This window comes from Promicromonospora sp. MEB111, assembly GCF_030209445.1.
GTDB lineage: Bacteria > Actinomycetota > Actinomycetes > Actinomycetales > Cellulomonadaceae > Promicromonospora.
Genome location: NZ_JARVSD010000003.1, coordinates 352977 through 377648 on the forward strand (window position 1 = coordinate 352977; position 24672 = coordinate 377648).

Here is a 24672-nt window from a genome sequence, read left to right on the forward strand (position 1 = left end):
GTGCTCAGTGCTGCTCCGTTGTACATGTCACCATCTCCTTTCTCGGTTCATCACGGTGTCCAGATATGCCTTTCCGTGGCATGCCTGCAGAAAGATGTCGAACGGCAGCTCGTAAAGTGTGCCGGCGATCATCTGCCTGACCAGTCCACGGTCGCGCAGAGTGATAATTCGCTCGACGACGAAAATGCCGGTCAGTGCCAGCCAGAACGGCTGGACGTTGAGTGCCCCAACTGCCACGAGAGACCAGATGATCGTCGCCAGGTAGGCCGTGGTCACCAGGACTCCCAGCATGGTCACCAGCTGTCGGCCCCAGTAGGGCGCGGTGACACGGGTGAGGCCGTACTGGACGCAGTTCTCGATCGCGCCGCGCTTCCACCGGAGGCGCTGGTTCCAGAGGTCCCGCCAGGTCGACATCACCTCTGTCGTGAGCGTGCATCCCTGGGGCGACAGGATCTTGTAGCCGAGGTGCATCAGGGCGAACGAGATCTCGTTGTCCTCCGTCAGCACCGTCGTGTCGTAGATGCCGCCGCGTCCATCGCCGGCGGGTATCTCGTGCGACAGCCTCGCCGCCCGCACACGCCGCAGCGTGGAGACGCGGAACACCGCGGCGGTGCCGGTGACGACCAGGCACTTCCCCTTCAGGCGCCGTACGTCCCGCGCATATCGCGCGTACTCGTTGCGCTGCAGGTGACCGACCAGCCCTCCGCCGTCCTGTCCGCGGAACACCCCGCCGACGGCCCCGAGCTGGTCGTCGGCGGTGAGGTGGGCGAGCGCGCTCTCGACGAACCCGGGGTCCAGCACGCTGTCGGCGTCCTGCACCAGCACGAAGTCGTCGTCCTCGAGCCGAGGAAGCACCGTGGACAGGGCCTGGTTCAGGGCCCCGGCCTTCTTGTGGGTGTTCCCGACCGTCTCGGTGACGTGGGCGCCGGTGCGCCTTGCGAGGTCGACGGTGTCGTCGGTCGAGTTGTCCGAGACAACCAGGATCTCGTCCGGCGGCCGGGTCTGGCGGCTCAGTGCCGTGACGGTCTCGGTGATGCCCTCTGACTCGTTGTGCGCCGGGATCAGGACCACGACGCGGCTGGGGGTCGGGCGGCTCGTCGGGGCCTCGGCGAGCACGGGACGGGTACGAGCCGGCTGGCGGGCTTCTACGTGGGTCATTGCGATGCTCTCCGGGAAGGGCTTCTGAACAGCGGGCGATCAATGACCGCCAAGACGCCTCCGGATGATTTCCGGAATGCGTGGTGCGGTACGGCTCATCACGAGACCCGTGGCAATGCACGGTCTTTGGTGATGTCGTGTATCTCCGCCGTCCAGATGCCTCTCACGGCTGTCTGATTGGCCTTTCTCAGCATGCTTCCCAGAACTCAAGGCCCAGCCGAAGACCCTCAAGAAAGGCTCAAGATCTCCCTTGGGCCTCTTGGGATACTTGGGGGTCCGGGTGTGGCACACAAACCCGTGAGATGGGTGAGCCGAGGTATTCACGCGGCCTTTTAAATCGTTTCCGCGGCGGAGGTGTCACCCGTGCGGTCCCCGACTCGGCGGCGGCTCGTCCGCGGCGGCACGGTGGGGATGCGGCGGGGGCGTGCGAGGATCGATCCCGTGCAGATCATTACCGCCCCGCTCGCCCGGCTCGACAGCACCATCGCCTACGGGGTCTGGAAGCTGCGTCAGGACGTCTTCGTCGTGGAGCAGGACTGCCCGTACCACGACCTCGACGGCCGCGACGTCGAGCCGGGCGCCGTGCAGGTCGTGCTGCTGGCCGAGGCCGCGCCCGACTCCGTGTCCGACGGCGGGACCCGCGTGCTCGGCACGGCGCGCGTGCTGGACGACGGCGACGTGTGGCGGATCGGCCGGGTCGCGCTGGCCAAGGAGGCCCGCGGCAAGGGCCTGTCCGACGACGTCATGCGCACGGCCCTGAAGTACATCGACGAGGCCGGCGACGACCGGGACGTCGTGCTGGACGCCCAGTCGCCGCTCACGGGCTGGTACGGCAAGCACGGGTTCGTCGCGGACGGCGACGACTTTCTCGACGACGGCATCCCGCACACGCCGATGCGGCTCGTGCGGGTGCACGCCTGAGCGGCGCACCGGCCCGAGGGTTCACCGGCTGGAGGGCGCACCCAAAAGGACTGGGCCGGCGCCGCCGTCGGGCATAGCGTCTGGCGCGTGACCGACGACGCGCACCCCGCAGAGCACATCCCCGACCTCCGTGCCCACCACCCCGGCGACGATCCCGGCGACGGCCAGTTCCCCGAGAGCGTGGCCGTGGGCTACGACGGTCCGGGCGGCGCGAACGACCCGGCGGTCGTGACGCCCGCCGTGGACCTGCTGGAGGAGCTCGCGGTCGGCGGTCCCGTGCTGGAGCTGGCGGTCGGCACCGGGCGCATCGCGGCGCCGCTGGCCGCGCGCGGCGTGCGGGTGGGCGGCATCGAGCTGAGCCGCGCCATGGCCGCGCGGATCGCCGGCAAGCCCGGCGGCGACGCCGTGGGCGTCACCATCGGCGACATGACCACCACCCGGTTCGACGGGTTCGACGGCGCCGTCCGGCCGGGCGACTTCTCCCTGGCCTACCTGGTCTTCAACACGATCAGCAACGTCACCACGCAGGACGGGCAGGTCGACGTCTTCGTCAACGCCGCCGCGCACCTACGGCCCGGCGGGCTGTTCCTGATCGAGGTGGGCGTGCCGGGCCTGCGCCGTCTGCCGCCCGGCCAGGACACGGTCCCGTTCGCCGTCGCGCCCGCCGCCGGGGACACCGGCTACGTGGGCTTCGACCGGTACGACGTGGCGACCCAGCTCTTCACGTCCAACCACGTGACCGTGCGGCCCGACGGCACCGGGCAGTTCCGCTCGGTGCCGTTCCGGTACGCCTGGCCCGCCGAGATGGACCTCATGGCGCGGATCGCCGGCCTCCGGCTCCGGCACCGCTGGGCGGGCTGGGACCGGTCGCCGTTCACCGCGGACTCCGAGAACCACGTCTCGGTGTGGGAGAAGGCCTGACCCGGGCGGGCCGGGTCCCGGGGCCTCAGTAGGCTCCGCGACCCGAGACCACGGCGCGGGCGGTCTGCCCGAGGATCGCCAGGTCCTGCAGCGGCGTCCAGTTCTCGGCGTAGTAGACGTCGAGGCGGACCGCCTCCTCCCAGGGCAGGTCGGACCGGCCGGAGACCTGCCACATGCCCGTCATCCCGGGCTTGACCAGCAGCCGGCGCCGCATGCGCTCCTCGTACGCCGCGACCTCGTGCGGCAGGGCCGGCCGGGGCCCCACGAGGCTCATGTGGCCGACGAGCACGTTGAGGAGCTGGGGCAGCTCGTCGAGCGAGTACCGGCGCAGCACCCGGCCCACGCGGGTGATGCGCGGGTCGGTGCGCATCTTGAACAAGGGGCCCGCCGCCTCGTTGTCCGCGGTCAGCGCCTTGACCTCCCGGTCGGCGCCCACGCGCATGGTGCGGAACTTGAACATCCGGAAGATCTTGCCGTCCCGGCCCACGCGCTCCGACAGGTAGAACAGGGGGCCCTTGCTGGTCAGCGCGACGGCCAGCCCCACGCCGAGCAGCACCGGCGACACGAGCACCGTGATCGCGGCGGCGAGCACCCAGTCGATGCCCTGTTTCACGCGGAACTTGTGCCCCCGGAACCGCGGCGCGGCCACGTGCAGCAGCGAGATGCCCGCCGCCGGGGAGACGCTGATCCGGGCCGCCGAGACGTCGGCGAGCTCGGTGGTGAGCATGAGGTCGACGCCGACCCGTTCGAGCTGCCAGCCGAGCTGGCGCACCAGGTCCGTGGTGATGCTGCCGGACGCGCTCACCGCCACGGCGCTCGCGCGGACCAGGGCGGCGGCCTCGCCGACGCGGGACAGGTCACCGAGCACCGGCACGCCGCCCACCTCGTCGCCGGGCAGCCCGTCGCGCGGCGGCGTCCCGCCGGGGGCCGTCTCACCGGCCGGGGTCTCGGCGGACGGCAGGCAGGCGCCCACCACCACGAAGCCCTTGTGCGGTGAGCCGTTGAGCCGGCGGATCACGCGCTCGGCCTGCTCACGGTGCCCCACCACCAGGACGGGCGTCATGCAGCCCGTGCCGCGTCGCCGCGTGCGGGCCACCCACTGGCGCCAGGCGTAGCGCGAGCCGATCAGCCCGGCGAGGCCGAGCGGCAGCACCACGGCCTGCGCCAGCACGTCCTGGGGCTCGACCGACCCGGTGAGCCAGGCGGCGAGCACGAGCAGGCTCACCGCCGTGCAGGTGGCGCCGAAGATGCGCCGGTACTCCGTGTGGTCGCGGCCCACCACCCGCAGGTCGTACGAGCTGCGCGCGGCCACCGCCCCGATCCAGACCACAGCCACCAGGGCCGACACGGCGAGGGACCGGAGCGGTCCGGGGTGCCCGGGGGAGCCGGACAGGAGGGTCGCGTCGAGCACCGACGCGAGGATCACCGAGGCGAGGACGACGGCCGTGTCCGTGTAGCGCAGCCGTGCGCGATATCGCACCTGCCACTGCGGGTGAGCGCGCCGTGCGCGGACGTCGTGAAAACCGCGCGACGTCGCATTCTTCACCCTTTTCTCGGTGGTCTGCGGGCGAATTTCGAAACCGCCACCTATCGTCTGGCTCGCCACGTCGATTCCTTCCTTCCCTCTGGCCAGGAATGAGTTTCGGGCGCAGTCGATCGCGACGCGTCGACGCGCCCTGGTGGAGCCGGGGGGTGGTGGTCCGGGCCTTGCAACAGCAGCCTCGGGGCGTTGTGTGTGCCCGGTTCTCGTTGCTATTCCTTGATCACGATAATATGAGGGTCACCGTATTCTGTCGTGCCCCAGGTGCCATTTTCCGAGGCCTTCACCCGTCACTTCACCCTTTTCGATGAAAGGGTGAGACGGTGGGCTGGGAAAGAAATAACTGAGCATCGTTCAGTGGCGAAAAGAAGCGTTCGACGGCGCTTCGCGGAGCGTCCCGCCGGTCTCCGTGAACTCGTCCCCGGTGACGGGACATCGCCAGCCGTCCCCCGTGGTGCGCTCCAGCGGCACGCCGGCACGGCCGACCCAGCGGATGCGCCTCGCCGGCACCCCGGCCACGAGCGCGAAGTCCGGCACGTCGGCGGTCACGACGGCACCCGCCGCGACGGTCGCCCAGCGGCCGACCGTCACCGGCGCCACGCACACCGCCCGGGCGCCGATCGCGGCGCCGGTGCGGATCGTGACGCCGACGGCCTGCCAGTCGTCGGTGGTCTTGACGGTCCCGTCGGGCGTGATGGCCCGCGGGTAGAGGTCGTTGGTCAGCACGGCGGCGGGGCCGACGAACACGCCGTCCTCCAGGACCGCCGGCTCGTAGACGAGGGCGTAGTTCTGGAGCTTGCAGCCGTCGCCGACGCGCACGCCGGGCCCTACGTAGGCGCCCCGCCCCACGATGCAGCCGGACCCCACGACGGCGTCCTCGCGCACCTGGGCCAGGTGCCAGATGGTGGTGCCGTCGCCGATCGTGGCGCGCTCGTCGACGTCCGCGGTGTCCAGGACCCGCGCTGCCCCCTGCTCACCGGTGTTCATGGCGTTCCCGTCACCGCGCCCGCGCGCCGACGAACGCGTGCAGGCTGCCCGCGGTCTCCAGCAGCCCGCCGGCGAGCTCGTCGTCGTCCACGGTGATCCCGAACCGGTCCTCGAGGGCGGTCACGAGCTCCAGGACGGCCAGCGAGTCGAGCTCGGGCAGGTCGCCGAAGAGGGGGGTGCCGGCGTCGAAGGTGCTCACGCGGTCCTCGATCCCGAGCACCTTGCCGAGCACCTCGAGCACGTCGGAGAGGGTCACCTCGCCGGTGGCGTCGTCTGTCACGTCGCTGCTCATCATGTCTCTCCTGTCAGGGGTTGGTGCCGGGCCTCGGGCCAGGCATCAGACCAGGACCTCGGCGGGTGCCGGGTGGCCCAGGAAGGCGGTCGGGCTGGCGGTGAGGCCGTAGGCCCCCGCCTGGAGCACGACCACGAGGTCGTCGGGTTCCGCCCGGGGCAGGGGGACGTCGTCGGCCAGCAGGTCGAGCGGGGTGCAGAGGCAGCCGACGACGGTCGCCTGCTCGGTCTCCGACGACGCCATCCTGTTGCCGACGAGGACCGGGTAGTTGCGCCGGATCACCTGCCCGAGGTTCCCGGACGCGGCGAGCTGGTGGTGCATGCCGCCGTCGACCACCAGGTAGGTGCGGCCGCGGGAGACCTTGCGGTCGATCACGCGGGTCACGTAGCTGCCGGCCTCGCCCACGAGGTAGCGGCCCAGCTCGATGTGCACGTCGGCGTCGGGCAGCGCCGGGGCGATCTGCCCGGCGACCACGGCCGCGAGGTTCTCGCCCACGCGGGCGAGGTCGACGGGCCGGTCTTTGGGGAAGTACGGGATGCCCAGGCCACCGCCCAGGTTCACGTACCGCACCGGCCCGGGCGCGTGCTCGGCGAGCGCGACGACCAGGTCGGCCGTGGCGCGCTGCGCGCCGGCGATGAGCTCCGCGTCGAGGTTCTGGGACCCCGCGAAGACGTGGAACCCGACCATGTCGACGCCGGTCGTGCCGAGGTACCGGAGCAGGTCGGGGACCTGCTCGGCGTCCACACCGAACTGCTGCGGGCCGCCGGACATGCGCATCCCCGAGCCGCGTACCGCGAAGTCGGGGTTCACGCGGATCGCCACCCGGGGGACGACGCCGAGCGCGTCCCCGGCCGCGACGACCCGCCGGGCCTCGGTCTGCGACTCGAGCTCGACGAGCACGCCCGCCGCGACCGCCGAGCGGATCTCCTCGGGGGTCTTGCCCGGACCCGCGAAGCTGATCCGGTGCGGGTCGGTCCCCGTGTCCAGGGCGGTGTGCATCTCGTGCGCGGAGGCGACGTCGAGCGCGTCGACCAGGCCGGCCAGGTGCTGCACCACGGCGGGCATGGGGTTGGCCTTGACGGCGTACCCGAGCCGCACCGCGTCGCCGAGCGCGGCCTTGACCTCGCGGACCCGGTCGGTGATGCGCTGCCGGTCGTACGCGAAGAACGGCGTGGACCCGACCCGGGCGGCCAGGCGCGTCAGGGGCACCCCGCCCACGAGGATCTCGTCGCCCGAGACGGGCACGGCCGCCACGGCGGGGTGCGGCGCGACCAGCGGCTGCGCGGTCACTCGGCCACCTCCGCGACCAGCCCCGCACGGATCGCCGGGCGGTCCAGCTTGCCGTTGGGGTTGCGGGGGAACGCGGCGGCCACGTGGACCTCCGCCGGCAGCATGAAGGTGGGCAGCGTCTGCCGCATCTCCTTGAGCAGCCGGTCGGTGTCGACGGGCTCCGGAGCCAGCACGGCAAGCGCGATCCGCTGCCCCAGCCGGGCGTCCGGCACGCCGACGGCGACCGCCTCGCGCACCAGGCCGGTGGCCAGCGCCGCCTCCTCCACCTCGGTGGGGCTCACGCGGTACCCGGAGGTCTTGATCATCTCGTCGGCGCGGCCCACGAAGTACAGGTAGCCCTCGGCGTCGCGCACCACGGTGTCGCCCGACCACACGGCGGGCTCCGGCACGGCACGCCACGGCTCGTCGTACCCGGGCACGGGGCGGAACCGCGCCGCCGTCCGCTCCGGGTCGTTCCAGTAGCCGAGCGCGACCAGGCTGCCGCGGTGGACCAGCTCGCCCGGCTCGTCGGGAGCGCAGGGAGTGCCGTCCGGGCGGAGCACCAGCACCTCCGCGTTCGGGATCGCCCGTCCGATCGAGTCGGGGCGCGCGTCGACCTGCGTCGGGTCGAGGTAGGTGGACCGGAACGACTCGGTCAGCCCGTACATCAGGTACGGCGCGGCCGCGGGGAACAGGTCGCGCAGCTCGCGCAGGAGGGCGCCGGACATGTGCCCGCCGGTGTTGGCGAAGTAGCGCAGCGCGAAGCGGGCGGCCGACGGCCACTCGACGGCCGCGAGCTGCGTCCACAGGGGCGGCACGCCGGTGATGCCGGTGACGCCGTACTTCTCGCACGCGGCGGTGACGTTCCGGGGGAGCAGGTAGTCGAGCAGCACCGCGTGGGCGCCGACGGCGAAGGCGGTGGTGAGCTGGCTGAGGCCGGCGTCGAAGCTGAGCGGCAGCACGGCGAGCAGCACGTCGTCGGCCGTGTTGTGCAGGTAGCCGGAGACGCTGGTGGCGCCCACGACCAGGTTGCGGTGCGACAGGACCACGCCCTTGGGGGCGCCGGTGCTGCCGGACGTGTACAGGATCGCCGCGATGTCGGTGTCGGGGCCGGACGGCGCGGGGTCGGCGGGCACCGGTTCGGCGTCGGACGCAGCGTCGTCGGGCACCGTGCCGTCGGACGCCCCGGCCCAGCGCTGCACCGTCAGGCCGGGCAGGCGGGGCAGCTCGTCCCGCACGCTGCCGTCGGCCGGGTCCACGAGCAGCACGGTGGTCAGTGCGGTGTCGCCGAGGTGGTCGCGGACGGCGCTCAGCCGGCCGGGCGAGGTGACGAGCACCCGGGCGCCGGAGTCGCGCACGACGTGGGCGACCTGCCTGCCCTTCAGGAGCGGGTTGACCGGGACGAAGACGCCGCCGGCCACGGAGGTCCCCCACAGGGCCTCGACCGTCTCGAACCTCTTCTCCAGGAAGACGGCCACCCGGTCGTGGCGGGCCACGCCGAGACCGGCGAGGCGCGCCGCCGCCCGGCGCACGCCCTGCCACAGCTGCGCGTACGTCAGGGTCGCGTCCCGGGCCGACAGCGCGGGGGCGCCGGGCCGCAGGCGCGCCTGTTGCTCGAGGTGCTGATGGATGGTCGTCACGAAGATCACGGTAAAGCGCGAACGACGATTCTCGTCAGGTCGGTGACGGGTGAATAGGGCCAAAAAGCGGGTGAACCCAGAATGGGTGAAAAAAGGATCGCGGGGTGCCGTACGGGCGGCGGGGCCAATCGCTTCGTATCAGGTGCGTAAGGTGAATTCCCGGGCGGACAACAAAACTCATCCCCGGCCCGCCGGTGAGGGAATGGTGAATTGCCTCGCGCGACGGCGGTTTCACCTCGGCCGGGCGCTCACCACGGCACCTGGGTCAGCTCGCTGTAGAGGTAGCTGACCGACTCCGGCGGCTGGCCGGTGCGGCTCAGGTACATCGTCGGCCGCTGCGCCGACAGCGGCACGGAGTGCCACGGGCGGGGTCCGCTGACCCGGTTCTGCAGCAGCGTGAACGGCAGCCCGTGCGCGAGCAGGATGTGCCGGTACACCGCGGGCGCGGCGGCGCGGAACAGCTCGCGGTCGCTCACGTGGAGCACCGAGGCGAACAGGCGCATCCGCTTGCGCCGGACGGCGCGGAACACCACCCAGCACGGCTTCCCGTCGACGACCGCCACCACGTGCCGCGCGGCGGCCGAGTCGGCGTGGTCGCGGTAGGCGGCCAGGTCAGCGCCGGAGAGCACGGCCTCGATGTCGGCCCGCCCCGTCAGCAGGCGCACGCCCGGCGAGGGCAGCGGGAGGTTGACCACGAGCGCGCCCGCCGTGTCGAGGTGGTGGAACCCGAGCCGTTCGTTCAGGGGCACCACCGTGCCGCTGGGGGACAGGTCGGTGAGCTCGCGGTCGCGCTGGGCGAGCATGGCGCGCAGCAGCCGCAGCGAGTGGTGGCGGTACTCGTCCAGCACGCACCAGGCCGCGACGTTGCAGACGGCGCGCGGCCCGCCGGGGCCGTCCGGCTCCGCGTAGAGGGCCGCGTACACGCCCACGACCCGGCCCTCGGAGGTGAGCAGGAACCCGTGGTCGGGGTGACTCGTGGTCCAGGTGGGGCGCAGGGACCGCGCCCACTGCCCGGGGGTGAGGGAATCGTCGAGGTAAACGCTCAGGAATTCGCCCACACGCGGCAGGTCGTCCGTCGTGACGGGAGCGAGCTCGACATCTTTCGAATGTGCCACGTCGGCGAGTATGACCCCGGAATGGGTCCCCGGGCGGGGGTGGCCGGGGTGAAAGGGGCGGCGCCCCCTGATTTCATCCGGTCATTCCCGAATGATTGCCGGAGGCGCATTTCTCACCCCTGTTCTCACCCCGCCGGGGGCTGCGTCCGACGGGCGGCAGCAGTCACTATCGGTGGGTGGCTGTCAACGAACCCGTCGGACCCTCCCGCGTGGCCAGCGTGCTGCTGGTAGCACCCGCGTGCGACGGCAACGACGTGGGCGAGTCGTGGCTCGCCCACCAGTGGGCACAGCTGCTGTCCGAGCGGTTCGCGGTGACGCTCCTGTCCACGTACAAGAAGGGCCACGTGCCGCCGTCGCGGCAGCTTCCCGGCGTGCGCGTCGTCGAGTGGCCGGAGCCGCCGCTGGTGCACCGCGCGGAGCGGCTCAACAGCCTGCTCCAGCCGGCCTACGTGCCGTTCTACGTGCGGGCCCGGCGCTGGGTCCGCGGCCGCCTCGCGGCGGGCGAACGGTTCGACGTGGCGCACCAGCCGGCGCCCGTGGCGATGCGCTACCCGTGCCCTGTCGTCGGGCTTGGCATCCCGCTGGTGGTCGGGCCGGTCGGCGGCAGCCTGGAGTCCCCGCCCGCGTTCGCCCGGGAGGAGGTGGTCCCGTGGTACCAGCGGCTGCGCGCGCTGGACCGGCTGCGGCTGCGGTACGACCCGCTCCTGCGCTCCACCTACGAGTCCGCCGACTGCGTGGTGGGGATCGCCCCCTACGTCCAGGAGGTCCTCGGCGACGTGCGGCTGCGGCGGTTCGAGACCCTCCGCGAGGTGGCCCTCCACGCGGTCCGGCCGCCGATCGACCGCAGGGGCCGCTCCGGCCCGGTGCGGCTGCTGCACGTCGGCCGGCTGGTGCGTACCAAGGGCGCCCGCGACGTGATCCGTGCCATGGCCGCGCTGCGCGACCTGCCGGTGGTGCTCGACGTCGTCGGGGACGGCAACGACCGGGAGGCGTGCGCCGACCTGGTGCGCGAGCTGGGGCTGACCGATCGGGTGACGCTGCACGGGGCGGTGCCGCGCGCCGAGGTCGACCGCTTCTACGAGCGTGCCGACGTCTTCGTCTTCCCGAGCTACCGGGAGCCGGGCGGCGCCGTCGCGCTCGAGGCGATGTCGCACGGGCTGCCCCTCGTGGTGTGCGACCGCGGCGGCCCGGGCGCGAACGTGACCGACGCCTGCGCGTTCCTGCTGCCCGCCGACTCGCCGGAGCAGCTCGCCCGCGACGTCGCAGCCGCGGTGCGCCGGCTGGTCACGGAGCCGGACCTGAGGCTGCGCATGGGCGAGGCCGCCCGCGAGCACGCGGTGTCCGAGCACCTGTGGGACCGGCGGGTCGACCGGATGGTGGAGCTCTACGAGCAGGTCGCCGCGGCGCGGCCCGCGGCCGGGGCACAGGCCACAGGATGAGCGAGGACGACGGGCGTGCCAGGATGACTCGCATGGGCCGATCGTCCTGGTGGGTTCCGCTCCGATGGGCAGTCGGAGCGCTGGTCGCCGCCGTCCTCACCACCGTCGCCACGGCGCCGGACCGCGACCCTGCCGGGTCCGGGCCGACGGCGGGGCAGGCCGCGCCGTCCGCCATGGGGGGACCCGTGGGCGACGGCACCACCTCGGCCGACGACGCCGTCCCCACCACGTTCCCCGGGCCCGGGACCGCGGGTCTGCCCGAGGGCTGGACGCCGCGGCGCACCCACACGGGGGACCTCCACCTGACCGAGCCGGGCGAGGTCGTCAGTGACCTGCGGATCACGGATGGCATCATCTCCGTCGAGGCCGAGAACGTGACCCTGCGGCGCGTGCAGGCCGTCGGCTCCCGGGTGGTCAACGACGCCGGCCCGGTGTGCGGGTCGGGCCTCGTGGTCGAGTCGTCCGAGTTCGTCCGGAGCGACGTCCGGACGGGGGACGGCGACCTGCAGGTGATCGGCAACGGCGGGTTCACGGTGCGCGACGTGGTGATCGACGGCGTGCCCGAGGGCATCCGCGTGGGCGCCAAGCAGTGCGGCGACGTCGTCGTGGAGGACTCGTTCATCCGGGTGGTGCCGCCCGACGTCTGCAACGACTGGCACGGCGACGGCATCCAGGGCTACGGCGGCGGCAGCGTGACCGTACGGAACACCCGGATCATCATGCGCGAGACCGCCGAGTGCTACGGCACGGCGCCGTTCTTCTACCCGAGCGGCCAGGGCAACACGTCGCTGACCGTCGACGGGCTCCTGGTCGAGGGCGGCGGCTACGCGTTCCGCGCCGGCACCGAGGGCAGCGTGCGCAACCTACAGGTGGTGCAGGACACCTGGGGCTACGGGCCCGTCGACGTCCTGTGCCCCGCCCTGACGACCTGGCAGGCGCACACCGTGACGGCCGACAAGGAGGGCCGCACCACGCCGGTGGACCCGATCGAGTGCGGCGGCAGCGGCAACTGAGCAGCTCCGCCGTCAGCCCCTCCGCCCGTCAGACCCTCGTCAGACCCGGGAGCTCGCGTCCCGCTCCCACGTGGTGAAGTCGCCCGCGCGCACCGCCGCGCGGGCGCGCAGCCGCCCGGCCAGCACCACGCCGAGGAACACGGGCACCTTGAGCGCCAGGCCCGGCCGCTCCCGGACCACCCGCCGGAGGTCGCCGAGCGAGGTCCGTGCCTCGGCGCCGCGGAGACCAGCCCGGTCCGCCTGGACGTTCCCGGTGGTCACGCGCGCCCGGCGGCGCACCAGGTCGCGCAGGGTGCGCGCCGGGTGCACGACGACGGCGACGTCCGCCACCACGACGCGCTCGTGCGGGTCGAACGCCTCGGACAGCACCAGGTCGTCGGCCATCACCTCGGGCAGTCGGGCGATCCGGCCGGCGGCGGCCCGGGACACGGCCAGCACCCCGCGCCCGAACAGGCCCGAGCGCACGGTGGGCAGCGCCTCCCAGACGTCGTAGTACCAGCGCGCGAGCAGCGTGACCCCCGTGCGGGGCATCGTGCGCGACGGCGCCGCGACGGCGGCACCCCCGGGGCCCACCGCGGCCGCGAGCCGGGCCACGCCGTCGGCGGTGATCTCGACGTCGGCGTCCAGGTACACCCGCGGGAACGTGCCGGCCACCCGGTCGGCCGCGCGCAGGGCGCGGGCCTTGGAGGGCTCGGGCAGGTCGAGGACGGTCACGGGATACCCCGCGGCCACGCCCGCCGTCCCGTCCATGCACCCGTTGCAGGCCACCACCACCTCCAGCAGCCCCGGCTCTGCGCACAGCGCGTCCAGGAGACGGCCGATCGTGCGCTCCTCGTCGTGCGCGGGCACGACGACGGACGCCACCGGCCCGCTCATCGCGGCAGCACCTCGTCGCTCGCGCCGAGCGCCGCCGGGCGCCGGGCCGGACGGACCAGCGCCCGCAGCGTGGGCCACGACGCCCGGTGGCCCAGCAGGCCGCGCCGGAGCTCCACGAGCAGGGTCACCCCGTAGTACATCCAGGCCGCGCGCGTGCCGCGCCGGCGCCGGATCAGTCGCACCCGGTTCAGCATCAGCATGGTGTGCGTCTCGTGGCTCGTGCCCGAGCCACCGCCGATGTGCATGCCGCCCGCCGTCGGCGTGTAGACGGAACGCCAGCCACGGTCCCGCGCGCGGAGCGCGAAGTCCGTCTCCTCGGAGTAGAGGAAGAACGACTCGTCGAACCCGCCCAGGGTGTCGAAGCACTCCCGGTCCACGAGCCAGATCGCGCCGACGGCCCAGTCCACCGGGTGCTCGGTGGTGTAGGCCCGCGGGTCCTCGATCCGCTCGGCGAAGGCCGGCAGGCGCGTGAAGCTCAGCCCGCCGGCCCGGGCGACGGTGGGCGTGCGGCGCAGGGTCCGGGACAGGCTCCCGTCCTCCTCGCGCGTGCGCGGCACCACGATGCCGACCCCCGGCCGGTGCAGCACGCCGAGCATCCGCGGGACGGCGTCGGCGTCGAGCTCCACGTCCGGGTTGAGCACGAGGATCGCGGCCGACTCCGGCGCGTACCGCACCGCCTTGTTCATCCCCGCCCCGTAGCCGTCGTTGACGCTCTCCACGACGGAGCAGTCGCCCCGGCGCCGCAGCAGCGTGAGCGTCTCGTCCGTGGACCCGTTGTCGACCACCACCGTGGTGTACGGGACGTCGCCGAAGGCCGCGGGCAGGCTGTCGAGCAGCGCGTCCACGTGCCGTGCGCTGTTGTAGGTCACGACCACCGCGGCGACCTCGGCCCCCATCAGCGCAGCCCCTTGACGAACGTCCGGGCCCGGTCCGCCGCGCGGACGCTGTAGCGGTCCCCGTGCCGCAGCCAGGCGGCGACGTCGTCGGCCGTGTCGGTCGCGCGGAGGCTGAACCGGGCCTGCCGCCAGGACCCCGGCCGGGCCAGCGCCCGGTCGCTGGTGTAGACCCGCGTGTAGCCCAGCCTGCGCAGCGCGGTCAGGGTGGTCCGGTCGTAGCGGCCCAGCGGGCAGGCAGCCGTGCGCACCGGCTCCTCCAGCACGTCCTCCAGGCGCTCGCGGGCCAGGACGAGCTCCTCCCGCAGCTCCGGCGGGCGCAGCCGGCGCCAGACCCGGTGGTGCATGCCGTGCGACCCCACGCCCATCCCGGACCGGCGCAGCGCGCGCACGTCGCCGGCGGACAGCGAGCCCGGGTGGCCCAGGCGGCCGGCGATGACGAAGAAGTCGGCCGTCCGCCCGCGCCCCACCAGCTCCGGGAGCGCCACCTCGACGTCGGACTCGTTGCCGTCGTCGAAGCTGAGCCGCACGTCCGGCCGGACGGCGACCACGTCGAGGACGCGCCGAAACGTGTCGGTGCCGATCCAGTAGGCGGCCTCCTCGGCCGGGGCGTCGTGCGGCGGCGTCCCGATGCCGTGAAAGCAGAGATTGATCATTTGTTTATCGTGAACGACGACCCCCGGACGCGGAATGCATTACCGGGTGATTCTCCGGGTGATTCCCGCGGTATGCGGCATACCTATGCCTGGGCGCGCAGCGAACCCGCGACACCGACCAGGAGAAAGAGCGCGCCCATCGTCATCGGGAACGCGAAGGCGTCGAAGAAGAGCAGGCTGACGAACCCGACGACCACCGAGGCCATCAGGGCCAGGGCGAGGTCGTAGGTCCGGGCGTCGGTGCCCCTGCTGCGCCTGCGGACCCGCACCAGCACCCGGACCGTGGCCGCGCCGATGCCGACGAACAGGACGGTCCCCACCAGCCCGACGGTCACCAGCAGCAGGAGGTACTGGTTGTCGAAGATCCGATAGGTGGGCAGGAACGTGCCGAGCCCACGCCCGAACAGGGGATCGCGCGCGATGAACTCGCCCGCCAGGTCGAACGAGCCGGTCCGGGAGGTGACGCTCGGGTCCTCGGACGCGCCGGTGAACAGGCCGAGGATCGAGGACAGCATGCCCGGCGCGACCACCAGGCCCGCCAGGGCGCCGACGGCGGTCACGCCGAGCATGATCCGGCGCCGGGAGCCCTTCCAGCCGAGGAGCAGGATGACCAGGCCGATGGCGGCGCCCACGTACGCGGACCGGGAGCCCGACAGGGGCACCAGCACGAGCGTCGCCGCGGCGGGTGCCCACCGCACCAGCGGCCTGCGCTCGGTGTGCTCGAAGCCGACGTGCAGGGTCAGCGGCAGCAGCATGGTCACGAGCACGCCGTACTCGATCGCGTGGGTCGCGGTGCCCTGCGGGCGGATCAGGCCGTTGCGCTCGCCGAGCTCGTAGGGCGCCGTGAGGGTCAGGCCCGGCAGGGCGAGCCGGTCCACGAGCAGCTCGCCGAGCACGAACTGTGCCAGCCCGAGCACGGCCAGGGCTCCGCTCGCGAGGGCCAGCCGCCACACGAGCGTGTCGCGCCGGGCGGCCGACGTGATGCCGTCGTGCGCCAGCAGGAGCACGCCGGACCAGGCGAGCAGCGCCAGGATCGCGACGTCGGCGGGGCTCATCTCGTTGGACACCACGGGCCGGGACATGGCGATGACGTACGTGACCCCGACGCTGAACAGGAACAGGGCGAGCGAGACCCGGATCAGCCGAGGCCCGCTCAGCCTCGGGCGGGCGGCCCCTACGCCGGTGAGCACCCACAGCAGCAGGCTGGCGAGGCCGACGGCCATCGACGGTGCGCCCGCGCTGCCGAGCGGCCCGATCACCAGCTTGGAGGGCACGGCGAACAGCAGGAGCAGGTAGACCGAGAGCCAGGTGACGACGTCGAACCGCACCGGCCGCCGCGGCACCGGCCGCGGCGGCGAGGCATGCCGCTGGACGGCGGCAGGCCGGGCCTGGGTCACCGGGACTCCGCGGAGGAGGCCCGGGCGGACGCGTCGTCCCTGCGGCGGTCACGTGAGTCGAGCGGGAGGTTGGGCCAGGACGGCAGGGCCCGGTCGTCCGCCGGCCGGCTCGCCGGCGGCTGCACCGACGGCGGCCGCACGGCGGGCAGCCGCACGGTCGCGGGCTTGGCCGGCTTGGCGTCGGCCTTGGCGTCCGGGTTCGGCCCGGCCGGCTTGGGCCCCGAGCTCGACGAACCGGCTGCGGACGGCGCCGGCACGGCCGGGTCCGCGCCGGGGCCCTCCGGAGCGGCCTGCCTGCGTCCCCGCGTCCGGCTGCGGACCAGCCCGTCGACCGCCACGGCCGCGACCACGGTCGCCACGAGCCCGATGCCGCCGGCGGCGATGACCATGCGCACCGTGCCGCTGTTGTCCGTCTTCGCCCGCTCGTCCTTGGCGAGGACCAGCGTCGAGACGACGGTGTTCTTCGGGGCGTCGACCTCCTCCTGGAGGCGCTCCAGCTCGACGGGGATCGACGAGGTGAGCAGCTCCAGGGTCTCGAGGGTGGCCGCGGGGCTGACGTCGGTCACGTCGACCGAGATCACCGGGCCGCGGGTCGACTCCTCGATGGCCACGACGTACTCGGCGTCGGCCGAGCCCGAGCTGAACCGCTCCTTGGCCACGTCGCTCTCGTAGTACGCGACCACCACGCGGGCGGGCAGGTCGAGCCCGCCGAGGGCCAGGAACGGGTTGCCGCCCTCGCCGACGACCTGCTCGGACGGCACCAGCAGGACCAGCGCGCGGGCGGTGTAGACCGGCGGCTCGATGGTGCTCGCGCCGTACACGAGGCCGGCGGTCGCGAGCAGGCCCACGACGGTGACGATCCACCGCCGGCCCAAAGCTGCAATCACGTCGAGGAATGACATTTGTTCACCCTTTCCGGGCGTATCACGCCGCGCTCGACAAAGGTATCGTGCCGAGGGCGGGTAAAGGAACGAGTCGCGGAACTCCGGCGCGAATTTCGCCCGCTCCAGGAAATCGCGGAGAAGCTATGACGTTGTGGGACCTGATACGTGCGGCGCTGCGGCGCTGGCCCGTCCTGCTCGCGGGGGCCGCGGTCACGCTCGGGCTCGTGTACACCACCACGCTGGACGACGGCGTGTACTGGAGCCGTACCCAGGTCGTCTTCCTCGCACCCGCGAGCAAGACCTACCCGAACGCGCTGCGCACCACGTCCGAGGACCTGATCATCACGGCCGGCGCGGTCGCCAAGGCCGTGGCCGGGCCCGACGAGGTGACCAAGTACGCCTCGCCCGACGCGACCCTGGTGGGCGAGGGGCTGCGCGACGGCTGGTCGATCCGGCTGCCCGACACGGGCGGCCAGTGGGCCCCCAACTTCGCCCAGCAGGTGCTGTACGTCGAGGTCGTCGCCGCCACCGCCGAGGAGGTCGGGGCCCGGCAGGACGAGATCGTCGCGCAGATCGCCGACGAGCTGGACCGCCTGCAGCGCGACGCCGGGGTGGTGCCCGTCAACGACATCACCGTGACGGTCGCCCCGGAGTCCCTGGTCGTGCACCAGGTGGGGGGCTCGACCGTGCGGGCCGCCGGGATGGCGGGCCTGCTCGGCGCGAGCGCCACGTTCGCGCTCATCGCCGTGCTCGAGACGCGCGCCCGGCGCCGCTGACCCGGGCCGCCGGCCGTCAGCCGTGCGCCGCGCCACGGACCTCGTCCTCCACGATGCGGGCCACCGCCTCCTGCGCCGGGCCCCAGGACCGGCCCACGACGCTGGCGGCGGCCTTCGCCGCGTACGCGGCGGCGTCGGGCCGCTCGACGGCGGCGGCGAGCCCGGCGGCGATCCCCGCCGCCGTCGGCTCGGCCCATCCCACGTACGGGTTGGGCAGGTCGGCGCGGGCCAGCGGCGAGTCGTTGACGACGGGCACGACGCCGGCGGCCAGCATCTCCTCGGCCACGAGGGAGATGTTGGTGAACGACATCGCGAGCCCCGCCACGACCCGCCCGTACAGGACGTTCAGCTCCGCCGGGGTGAGGCGGCCGTGGTACGTCACCGGGAACGTCAGGTCCGCCGGGCGCGAGCCGTAGACGTGGATCTCCTGCTCGGGGTGCTCCCGGTGGAAGCGTTCGAGGGCGAGCCGGGCGAGCAGGTAGCCCCGGCGTCCGACGTCGGGCTTGGCGTAGAGCACCACCCCGGACCGGGGGGACTCGACCTCGGGGAGGTGGTACGTGTCGGTGTCGCACCCGAACGGGACCACGTCGCTGGTCTGGCCCAGCTCGGACGTGAGGCAGCCGGCCACCATGTCGCCCAGCGCGATGCGCCGGAACGGGAACCGGTAGGTCATCGCCGCCAGCTCGTACTCCGACCCGCGCGGGTAGAAGTACGGCTCGTAGTCCTGGATGAAGTACAGGCGGTGGGTGGGCCGGTGGCTCCGGGCCACGATGACGTGCGCGGACTCCCAGGAGGACGCCACCACGGCGTCCATGCCGGTGATGCCCGCGCGTGCGTCCCGGACCTCGGCCCGCACACCGGGCCAGCCGTGCCGCAGCTCGGCGGTCCGCTGGACGATGTCCAGGCCGTGCCGGTCGTAGAGGAACACGACGCACTTGTGCCCCCGCGCCTCCAGCCCCTCGACCATGCGGAACAGGGTGGTGTGGCCGCCGGAGCCCGTCGCGGGCGGCGACGTCACCCAGCCCACGGTCAGCGGGCGGTCGCCGGCCACGGGCTCCGGCGTCGGGAGCGCCCGAGGGACGTCGGCGGCGATGTCGGCCGCGGAGAGCTGGAAGCCGAGCGCCGCGGCGTCCGTCGTCCGGTAGGCGCGCGCGGCGACGCGCTGGGCCAGCCCGCGCGCGCCCACGCGGCGCAGGCGGCGGAGCCGTGCGGTGGCCTTGGTCAGCCGGTTCATCGGTGGTCCCCCTCGTCGTTCACGGGCGCGGGCGCGTCGTCGGGCGCCGTCACAGGCCGGACGTGGCCCAGCGCAGGTACATCAGCTCGGTCCGGGCCCGGCGGGTGATGCGGCGGACGACGGCGCCGTACCCGGCCCGTCCCGTCCGCTCGGCCCGCGCCGCCCGGCGGGCGATCCGCGCGGCCGAGGGCCACTCCCGGGAGCCCGGCCAGACCTCGACCGCGAGCTCCAGGTAGGGCGCGGGCGGCTCCGCCCGGTCGGCGGCCGCCGCCGCGTACCGCAGGGCGTCCTGGGCGAGGGCGGACCGGGCCCGGTCGTGCAGCCCGTGGGCGCCGGTGAGCCGGTCGCCGACGTTGGCGAACAGCCGGTCGTACGCGTCCGCGCGGGCGCGCAGGTCCAGCAGCGCGCCGGAGCCCTCGTTCACGCTCAGGCTCCCCGCGTGCTCGCGGTGCAGCGCCTGGTCGGCACCGCCCACGTAGCCGACGTCGGCGACGGCGGCGAACCGCAGCCACATCTCGACGTCCATCGTGAACCTGAGGTGCGGGTCCAGCGGCCCGACGTCCTTGAGCAGGTCGGCGCGCATGACCACCTCGGGGGAGGTGATGCAGCTGACGCCGGTGCGACAGCGCTCCGCCAGCCACGCGCGGCCGTCCCACACGGTCCAGGACAGCTCGCCCAGCGCCGGGACGGGCGGCGTGCCGTCGTCGAAGTGCTGCGGGTGGCCGTAGACGAGCCCCACCTCCGGGTGCTGCTCCAGCAGCGCCGTCGCCCGTGCGAGCGCGCCGGGCGGCAGCATGTCGTCGGCGTCCAGCCGCACCACGAACTCGCCCGTGCTGTGCTCCCAGCCTCGGTTGAACGACTCGACCTGGCCCAGGTTGCGCTCGTTCGCCAGCACCGTCACGCCCGGGTGCTCGGCCGCCAGGGCGCGCGCGACGGCGAGGCTGTCGTCCGTGGAGGCGTCGTCGACGAGGATCACCTCGACGTCGACCCCCTCCTGGGTCACGAGGCTGCCCACCGTCTGCGGCAGGAACCGGCCGTAGTCGTAGCAGGGCACCACCACCGAGACCCGGGGGCGCAGCTGCGGGGCCGACGGCGGCCGCCGCCGGTACGACCTGGGCGCCAGCGGCGACGGGACCCAGGACGCGAGCGTGCGCACGGCCCGGGCGCCGAGCCCCGGCCCGCCCGTGGCGTCGCGGTCCACCCGGGCGCGCCACGCGGCGGCCGCGTGGTCGAGGCGCCCGGCCCCGCCGGCGCTCATCAGGCCACCCCCGGGCGTGCGGTTCGCCCCGTCACGGCGTCGCGCAGCGTGCGCACCACGTGCTCCTGCTGGTCGGCGGTGATCCCCGGGAACATCGGCAGCGAGAGGATCTGCCCGGCGTGCGCCTCGGCCCGCGGGGCGGTGCCGGGGCGGAAGCCCAGGTGCGCCGTCGCGGGCAGGAGGTGGACCGGGGCGGGGTAGTGGATGCCGTGCCCGATGCCGGCCGCCGACAGCGCCGCGGACACCGCGGGCCGGTGCGGCGTGCGCACCACGTACAGGTGCCACACGTGCGTGGCCCCCGACAGCTCGCGCGGCGCCACGAGCTCCGGCACGTCGGCGAACGCGTCGGCGAGCAGAGCCCCGTACCGCGCCGCGGCCTCCGACCGCCGCAGGTTCCACGCGTCGAGCCGCGTCAGCTTCGCGGACAGCACGGCGGCCTGGAGGGAGTCGAGGCGCGAGTTGGCGCCCACCTCCAGGTGCTCGTAGCGGTTGACGCCGCCGTGGTTGCGCAGGCGGCGGGCCCGCTCGGCCACGTCGTCGGACGACGTCAGCACCGCGCCGCCGTCGCCGAACGCGCCCAGGTTCTTGCCCGGGTAGAAGCTGGTCGCGGCCACGTCGCCCGCGCCGCCCGAGCGGAACCCGTCCCGGCTCGCGCCCTGGGACTGGGCGGCGTCCTCGACCAGGAGGACGTCGGGGCCCACCAGCTCGCGCAGCTGCGTCACCGGCGCCATCTGCCCGTACAGGTGCACGCCGACGACGGCCCGGGTGCGTGCCGACAGCCGGCCGGCCACGTCCTCGGGGTCCAGCAGGAAGTCGTCGTCGACGTCGGCGGGCACCAGCAGGGCGCCGCAGCGCAGCACCGCCTCCGCCGTCGCGAAGAACGTGTTGGCCGGCACGATCACCTCGTCGCCCGGGCCGATCCCGGCAGCCCGCAGGCCGATCTCCAGGGCGTCCGTGCCGTTGCCCACGCCGACGGCGTGCTGCGCCCCGCTGTAGGCGGCGAACTCGCGCTCGAACCGCTCGACGTCCGGTCCCAGCACGAAGCCGGACGTGCGCAGGATCTCGTCCCAGCGCTCGCGGACGTCGCCCTCCACCTCGGCGGTCTGGGCGCCCAGGTCCAGGAAGGGCACGGGCTCCCGCGACGGCGCGGGGGAGGTCGTTGTCGTGGTCTCGGTCATCGGGTCGTTCCTCTCGGTCGGGCAGCCGGGACGGCGTCCGGCAGAAGGTCCGGCGCCTCGTCCGGTGTCTCGTCGGGCACGGTGTCCGGCGCTGCGTCGGCCGCCTCGTCCGGACCGTCGAGGGCCGTGCGGGCGGCGCGCCAGCGCGGGCGCACCCAGGCGAGCGTGGCGGCCGTGTAGAGGGCGAACGTGACCGCGCCGGCGAGCAGGCCGCCGAGCAGCGGGTCGTCGACCTGGCCGGCGGCCAGCAGGCCCGCGGCCACGGCGGCGGCCCCGGCCAGCCCCGGCAGGGCCAGGGCCCAGGCCAACGCGCCGACCTCGTCCCGCGACCGGCGCAGCAGCACCAGGTAGGCGGGCACCAGCACGCCCACGGAGACGGCGGCCTGCGCGACGGCGACGCCGATGCTCCCGGCCGCTCGCGCGCCGAGCACGACGGCGGGCACCAGGGCCACCAGCCAGACCACCTGCACCGCGAGGACCCCGCGCGAGCGGCCCAGGGCGTAGAGGTAGCCGGCCAGGACGTCCGAGACGACGCGCACGGCGCCGACCACGGCCAGCGGCACCAGGATCTGCGCGGCCGGCTCCCACCGGGCGCCGTAGACGAGCACGACCACCGGGTGGGCCAGCGCGGCGAGCATGGCCGCCGCCAGCACGACGGCCCACCAGACGGGCCCGAGCAGCGGCACGAGCGCGGCGCGGGCACGCTCGCGCACCTGCGAGAAGGCGGGCAGCGTGACCGACCGCAGGGCCTGGCCCACCAGCGTCATGGGCCACGTCGAGATGTTCGCGGCGAGCACGTAGTACCCGAGCTCGACGGCGCCGGCCGTGTTGCCGAGCACCACGCGGTCGACCGACAGCAGCACCCAGGACAGCAGGTTCGCGGCCGCGACGGGCAGCCCGAACGCGAGCACCGACCGGGCGACCGTCGGGTCCCACGAGAAGCGCAGCCGGGTGCGGGTGAGCCAGAACTGCACGGCCACGCCGCAGGCCTGGCCGACGACCCGGCCCACCGCCAGGCCGACCAGGCCGTAGCCGAGCACCGCCAGCACGAGGGTCACGACGGCGCCCACGCCGAAGTCGACGGCGTTCGAGCGGAACAACCCCTGCTGGTCGAGGCGCCGCTGGAGCGTGGCGAACGGGACGACGCCGACCCCGGCAAGCAGGAACGTCGCGGCCAGGATCGCGATGGGACCGGCCGCGCCGGGGCCGCCCATCGCCGACGCGAGCGCGGGCGCGGACAGCGCGGTGACCAGGGTGAGCGTGCCGCCGGTCACCAGGCCGAGCACCGCGACGGGGCCGGTGCGCCGCTCGAAGTCGGGGCTGCGCACGAGGTCGGCGCTCAGACCGAGGTCCGCCAGGGCCATGACCACGCTCTGCACCGTCAGGGCGATCGCGTACAGGCCGAACTCCTCCGGCGACACGATGCGGGCGATGACGATGCCCAGGCCGAGGTTGCCCAGCCGCACCACGACCGTGCCGGTGGTGCTCCAGCGCAGGGCGTTCCCGACACGGCCGCTCAGGGTGGCGCCCTCGCTCATGTCCCGAACCTCGCGAGGAGCTGGCCGCGGACCTTCCAGCGCAGCGACTCGACGGCCTCGACACCGAGCCGGGACCGGTGCGCGGCGCGCCCGGCCAGGCGGGCCCACTGCCAGGCGGGCGACCGGACGACGCCGGGATCGGCCTCCTGGGCGAGCTTCAGGAGCTGCGCGCGGTGCTCGGCGCCGTCGGGCCCCGGGGGCAGCAGCGTGGAGGCGAGCACCACCTCGCGCGCGACGGCGGCGTCGGCCCGCGCGCGCAGCCGGTCGGGCCGGCGCAGCAGGTGCCCGTCCTCGCGGAAGAACAGGTCGAAGGTCCCGAGCACGGAGCGCCAGTTGTCGAGGTTCCCGCCGAACTGGACGTTGTGCATGTTCGCGTCGTGCTGCCGGTAGTAGGCCTGGACCGGCCCGTTGACGCGGCCGATCCGGCCGCGCGCGGCGGCCTGCAGCCACATGTACATGTCCGCCGCCTGCGGCAGCGCGGCCTCGTAGCCGCCGATCGCGTCGTAGACGGACCGGCGCATCACGACCTCGGGGTTGGTCGGGATGTTGCGTCCGCGGCGGGCGACGTGGCCCACCCACTGCTCGCCCTCCCAGACGGTCCACCAGCTCCGGGTGGGCGTGAACGCGGGCGGTGCGCCGTCGAAGTCGGTCACGAGGCCGTAGACCAGCGAGATCCGCCGGTCGTGCTCCAGCAGGGCGGCGGCACGGGCGAGCGCGCCGGGCGCGAGGGCGTCGTCGGCGGACAGGAGCACCACGTAGTCGCCGCGGGCCCGGCCGAGCCCGTCGTTGTAGGTGCGGATGTGCCGCATGTTCCGCTCGTGCTCGACCAGCGTCACGCGCGGGTCCGACGCGGCGATCTCGCGCGCGACGGCGACGCTCCCGTCGGTCGAGGTGTCGTCGACCACGATCACCTCGACGTCCACGCCCTCCTGGGCGAGCACGGAGCCGACGGAGGTCGGGAGGTACTGCCCGTAGTTGTAGTGCGGCACCACCACCGAGACGAGCGGGCGGGTGCGCAGGGGGAGCGGGGTCCGGACCGTGGTCATCGCGCCACCTCGCGGACCAGCCGCCGGGCCGGCACGCCGGCCCAGGTCTCGCCGTCCGGCACGTCGGTCAGGACCACGGCCCCCATGCCGACCACGGCGCCCGCGCCGATCCGGACGCCGGGGTGCACCGAGGCGTTCATGCCCAGGTAGGCGGCACGGCCCACGCGCACGCCCCCGCCCAGGGAGACCCCGGCGGCGAGCGTCGCGAAGTCGTCCAGCACGCAGTCGTGCGTGACCGTCACCCCGGGCATCGCGACCACGTGCGCGCCGAGCACGGCGTCCGCGGTGATCGTGACGCCGGCCAGCAGCACGGAGCCCTCCCCGACCGGGCAGCCGGCAGGGTTGCGCACCGACGGATCGACCACCCGCGCGTACGTGGCGCCCGCGTCGAGCCGCGCGTGCACGGCGGCGCGGGTGCGGCTCGGGCCGACGCACAGCAGCAGGCGGGCGCCGGGGTGCTCCGCGGCGGAGCTCACCGGCCCCAGCACCGGCGCCCCGCCGACGGTGGGCGGCAGATCGGCGTAGCGGTCGTCGAGCACGCCGAGCACGTCGTGCCCGGCCTCGGCGACGACGGGAAGCACCTCGCGGGCCAGCCCGCTCGCCCCCACCAGCAGCAGCGGCCCGCCCCAGCTCGCCGCCAC

General features: G+C 74.0%; 23 protein-coding genes. 5 read left to right on the forward strand and 18 right to left on the reverse strand.

Translation table 11 applies throughout. The annotated features are described in order from the left end of the window. Positions 1 to 27: 27 nt before the first annotated feature. Complete coding sequence (locus QRN56_RS03435; RefSeq protein ID WP_285101153.1) at positions 28 to 1158, reverse strand: glycosyltransferase family 2 protein; 1131 nt, start codon at positions 1156 to 1158, stop codon at positions 28 to 30. A gap of 441 nt (positions 1159 to 1599) precedes the next feature. Here QRN56_RS03435 and QRN56_RS03440 point away from each other — a divergent pair, with 441 nt between their 5' ends. After that, positions 1600 to 2079 (forward strand): GNAT family N-acetyltransferase, encoded by a 480-nt coding sequence (locus QRN56_RS03440; protein ID WP_285101154.1) that lies wholly within the window; start codon positions 1600 to 1602, stop codon positions 2077 to 2079. Between the two features lie 87 nt (positions 2080 to 2166). Further along, the gene (locus QRN56_RS03445) at positions 2167 to 3000 is read left to right on the forward strand and encodes a class I SAM-dependent DNA methyltransferase (RefSeq protein ID WP_285101155.1); all 834 of its coding nucleotides are present in this window, start codon (positions 2167 to 2169) and stop codon (positions 2998 to 3000) included. Between the two features lie 25 nt (positions 3001 to 3025). Here QRN56_RS03445 and QRN56_RS03450 read toward each other — a convergent pair whose 3' ends face one another. The 6 genes from QRN56_RS03450 to QRN56_RS03475 form a co-directional block, all read right to left on the reverse strand. Next, positions 3026 to 4480 carry a sugar transferase gene (locus QRN56_RS03450; protein WP_285101156.1) on the reverse strand — a complete coding sequence of 485 codons (1455 nt, stop codon included), beginning with the start codon at positions 4478 to 4480 and terminating at the stop codon, positions 3026 to 3028. 414 nt (positions 4481 to 4894) lie between these two features. After that, the gene (locus QRN56_RS03455) at positions 4895 to 5527 is read right to left on the reverse strand and encodes an acyltransferase (protein ID WP_285101157.1); all 633 of its coding nucleotides are present in this window, start codon (positions 5525 to 5527) and stop codon (positions 4895 to 4897) included. A 10-nt stretch (positions 5528 to 5537) separates the two neighbouring features. Then, on the reverse strand, positions 5538 to 5819 hold the full coding sequence (locus tag QRN56_RS03460; protein ID WP_285101158.1) for an acyl carrier protein: 282 nt from the start codon (positions 5817 to 5819) through the stop codon (positions 5538 to 5540). 45 nt (positions 5820 to 5864) lie between these two features. Next, positions 5865 to 7109, reverse strand: a complete 1245-nt coding sequence (locus QRN56_RS03465; RefSeq protein ID WP_285101159.1) for a pyridoxal-dependent decarboxylase, exosortase A system-associated — start codon at positions 7107 to 7109, stop codon at positions 5865 to 5867. After that, positions 7106 to 8728 carry an acyl-CoA ligase (AMP-forming), exosortase A system-associated gene (locus QRN56_RS03470; RefSeq protein ID WP_285101160.1) on the reverse strand — a complete coding sequence of 541 codons (1623 nt, stop codon included), beginning with the start codon at positions 8726 to 8728 and terminating at the stop codon, positions 7106 to 7108. The genes QRN56_RS03465 and QRN56_RS03470 overlap by 4 nt, the downstream gene beginning before the upstream one ends. Positions 8729 to 8976: 248 nt before the next feature. Continuing rightward, positions 8977 to 9843 carry a hypothetical protein gene (locus tag QRN56_RS03475; RefSeq protein WP_285101161.1) on the reverse strand — a complete coding sequence of 289 codons (867 nt, stop codon included), beginning with the start codon at positions 9841 to 9843 and terminating at the stop codon, positions 8977 to 8979. Positions 9844 to 10019: 176 nt separating this feature from the next. On the opposite strand from QRN56_RS03475, the gene QRN56_RS03480 reads away from it, so the two are divergent. Further along, positions 10020 to 11282, forward strand: a complete 1263-nt coding sequence (locus QRN56_RS03480; RefSeq protein ID WP_285101162.1) for a glycosyltransferase family 4 protein — start codon at positions 10020 to 10022, stop codon at positions 11280 to 11282. Between the two features lie 32 nt (positions 11283 to 11314). Further along, positions 11315 to 12295 (forward strand): hypothetical protein, encoded by a 981-nt coding sequence (locus QRN56_RS03485; RefSeq protein ID WP_285101163.1) that lies wholly within the window; start codon positions 11315 to 11317, stop codon positions 12293 to 12295. A gap of 39 nt (positions 12296 to 12334) precedes the next feature. Here the strand turns inward: QRN56_RS03485 and QRN56_RS03490 are convergent, their stop codons facing one another. The 5 genes from QRN56_RS03490 to QRN56_RS03510 all read right to left on the reverse strand — a co-directional run bounded on the left by QRN56_RS03490 (position 12335) and on the right by QRN56_RS03510 (position 17019). After that, complete coding sequence (locus QRN56_RS03490) at positions 12335 to 13171, reverse strand: glycosyltransferase family 2 protein (RefSeq protein WP_285101164.1); 837 nt, start codon at positions 13169 to 13171, stop codon at positions 12335 to 12337. Further along, the gene (locus tag QRN56_RS03495) at positions 13168 to 14067 is read right to left on the reverse strand and encodes a glycosyltransferase (protein ID WP_285101165.1); all 900 of its coding nucleotides are present in this window, start codon (positions 14065 to 14067) and stop codon (positions 13168 to 13170) included. The genes QRN56_RS03490 and QRN56_RS03495 overlap by 4 nt, the downstream gene beginning before the upstream one ends. Continuing rightward, on the reverse strand, positions 14067 to 14720 hold the full coding sequence (locus tag QRN56_RS03500; RefSeq protein WP_285101166.1) for a polysaccharide deacetylase family protein: 654 nt from the start codon (positions 14718 to 14720) through the stop codon (positions 14067 to 14069). Before QRN56_RS03500 ends, QRN56_RS03495 begins: the two co-directional genes overlap by 1 nt. 83 nt (positions 14721 to 14803) lie before the next feature. Then, positions 14804 to 16117 (reverse strand): O-antigen ligase family protein, encoded by a 1314-nt coding sequence (locus tag QRN56_RS03505; RefSeq protein ID WP_285101168.1) that lies wholly within the window; start codon positions 16115 to 16117, stop codon positions 14804 to 14806. Continuing rightward, positions 16114 to 17019, reverse strand: coding sequence for a hypothetical protein (locus QRN56_RS03510; RefSeq protein WP_285101170.1), 906 nt, complete (start codon positions 17017 to 17019; stop codon positions 16114 to 16116). Before QRN56_RS03510 ends, QRN56_RS03505 begins: the two co-directional genes overlap by 4 nt. A gap of 125 nt (positions 17020 to 17144) precedes the next feature. Here QRN56_RS03510 and QRN56_RS03515 point away from each other — a divergent pair, with 125 nt between their 5' ends. Continuing rightward, on the forward strand, positions 17145 to 17777 hold the full coding sequence (locus QRN56_RS03515) for a hypothetical protein (RefSeq protein ID WP_285101172.1): 633 nt from the start codon (positions 17145 to 17147) through the stop codon (positions 17775 to 17777). Between the two features lie 16 nt (positions 17778 to 17793). Here QRN56_RS03515 and QRN56_RS03520 read toward each other — a convergent pair whose 3' ends face one another. Genes QRN56_RS03520 through QRN56_RS03545 form a run of 6 tightly spaced genes read right to left on the reverse strand, consistent with a single transcriptional unit; the run spans position 17794 to position 24672 of the window. Beyond that, on the reverse strand, positions 17794 to 19011 hold the full coding sequence (locus QRN56_RS03520; RefSeq protein WP_285101174.1) for a rhamnosyltransferase WsaF family glycosyltransferase: 1218 nt from the start codon (positions 19009 to 19011) through the stop codon (positions 17794 to 17796). Between the two features lie 49 nt (positions 19012 to 19060). Beyond that, positions 19061 to 20269: a glycosyltransferase family 2 protein gene (locus tag QRN56_RS03525; RefSeq protein WP_285101176.1), complete on the reverse strand. Its 1209-nt coding sequence runs from the start codon at positions 20267 to 20269 to the stop codon at positions 19061 to 19063. Next, positions 20269 to 21447, reverse strand: coding sequence for a DegT/DnrJ/EryC1/StrS family aminotransferase (locus QRN56_RS03530; protein ID WP_285101177.1), 1179 nt, complete (start codon positions 21445 to 21447; stop codon positions 20269 to 20271). Before QRN56_RS03530 ends, QRN56_RS03525 begins: the two co-directional genes overlap by 1 nt. After that, positions 21444 to 22985: an oligosaccharide flippase family protein gene (locus QRN56_RS03535; protein ID WP_285101179.1), complete on the reverse strand. Its 1542-nt coding sequence runs from the start codon at positions 22983 to 22985 to the stop codon at positions 21444 to 21446. The genes QRN56_RS03530 and QRN56_RS03535 overlap by 4 nt, the downstream gene beginning before the upstream one ends. Further along, positions 22982 to 24031 carry a glycosyltransferase family 2 protein gene (locus tag QRN56_RS03540; RefSeq protein ID WP_285101181.1) on the reverse strand — a complete coding sequence of 350 codons (1050 nt, stop codon included), beginning with the start codon at positions 24029 to 24031 and terminating at the stop codon, positions 22982 to 22984. Before QRN56_RS03540 ends, QRN56_RS03535 begins: the two co-directional genes overlap by 4 nt. Beyond that, entirely contained in the window at positions 24028 to 24672 is a 645-nt protein-coding gene (locus QRN56_RS03545; protein ID WP_285101182.1) for an acetyltransferase, read from the reverse strand. Before QRN56_RS03545 ends, QRN56_RS03540 begins: the two co-directional genes overlap by 4 nt.

Bases quoted from the DNA above. Each gene is read 5' to 3' on its own strand.
- QRN56_RS03435 (WP_285101153.1), bottom strand. From the start codon at position 1,158: ATGACCCACGTAGAAGCCCGCCAGCCGGCTCGTACCCGTCCCGTGCTC.
- QRN56_RS03455 (WP_285101157.1), bottom strand. From the start codon at position 5,527: ATGAACACCGGTGAGCAGGGGGCAGCGCGGGTCCTGGACACCGCGGAC.
- QRN56_RS03460 (WP_285101158.1), bottom strand. From the start codon at position 5,819: ATGAGCAGCGACGTGACAGACGACGCCACCGGCGAGGTGACCCTCTCC.
- QRN56_RS03485 (WP_285101163.1), top strand. From the start codon at position 11,315: ATGGGCCGATCGTCCTGGTGGGTTCCGCTCCGATGGGCAGTCGGAGCG.
- QRN56_RS03490 (WP_285101164.1), bottom strand. From the start codon at position 13,171: ATGAGCGGGCCGGTGGCGTCCGTCGTCGTGCCCGCGCACGACGAGGAG.
- QRN56_RS03495 (WP_285101165.1), bottom strand. From the start codon at position 14,067: ATGGGGGCCGAGGTCGCCGCGGTGGTCGTGACCTACAACAGCGCACGG.
- QRN56_RS03500 (WP_285101166.1), bottom strand. From the start codon at position 14,720: ATGATCAATCTCTGCTTTCACGGCATCGGGACGCCGCCGCACGACGCC.
- QRN56_RS03510 (WP_285101170.1), bottom strand. From the start codon at position 17,019: ATGTCATTCCTCGACGTGATTGCAGCTTTGGGCCGGCGGTGGATCGTC.
- QRN56_RS03515 (WP_285101172.1), top strand. From the start codon at position 17,145: ATGACGTTGTGGGACCTGATACGTGCGGCGCTGCGGCGCTGGCCCGTC.
- QRN56_RS03520 (WP_285101174.1), bottom strand. From the start codon at position 19,011: ATGAACCGGCTGACCAAGGCCACCGCACGGCTCCGCCGCCTGCGCCGC.
- QRN56_RS03525 (WP_285101176.1), bottom strand. From the start codon at position 20,269: ATGAGCGCCGGCGGGGCCGGGCGCCTCGACCACGCGGCCGCCGCGTGG.
- QRN56_RS03530 (WP_285101177.1), bottom strand. From the start codon at position 21,447: ATGACCGAGACCACGACAACGACCTCCCCCGCGCCGTCGCGGGAGCCC.
- QRN56_RS03535 (WP_285101179.1), bottom strand. From the start codon at position 22,985: ATGAGCGAGGGCGCCACCCTGAGCGGCCGTGTCGGGAACGCCCTGCGC.
- QRN56_RS03540 (WP_285101181.1), bottom strand. From the start codon at position 24,031: ATGACCACGGTCCGGACCCCGCTCCCCCTGCGCACCCGCCCGCTCGTC.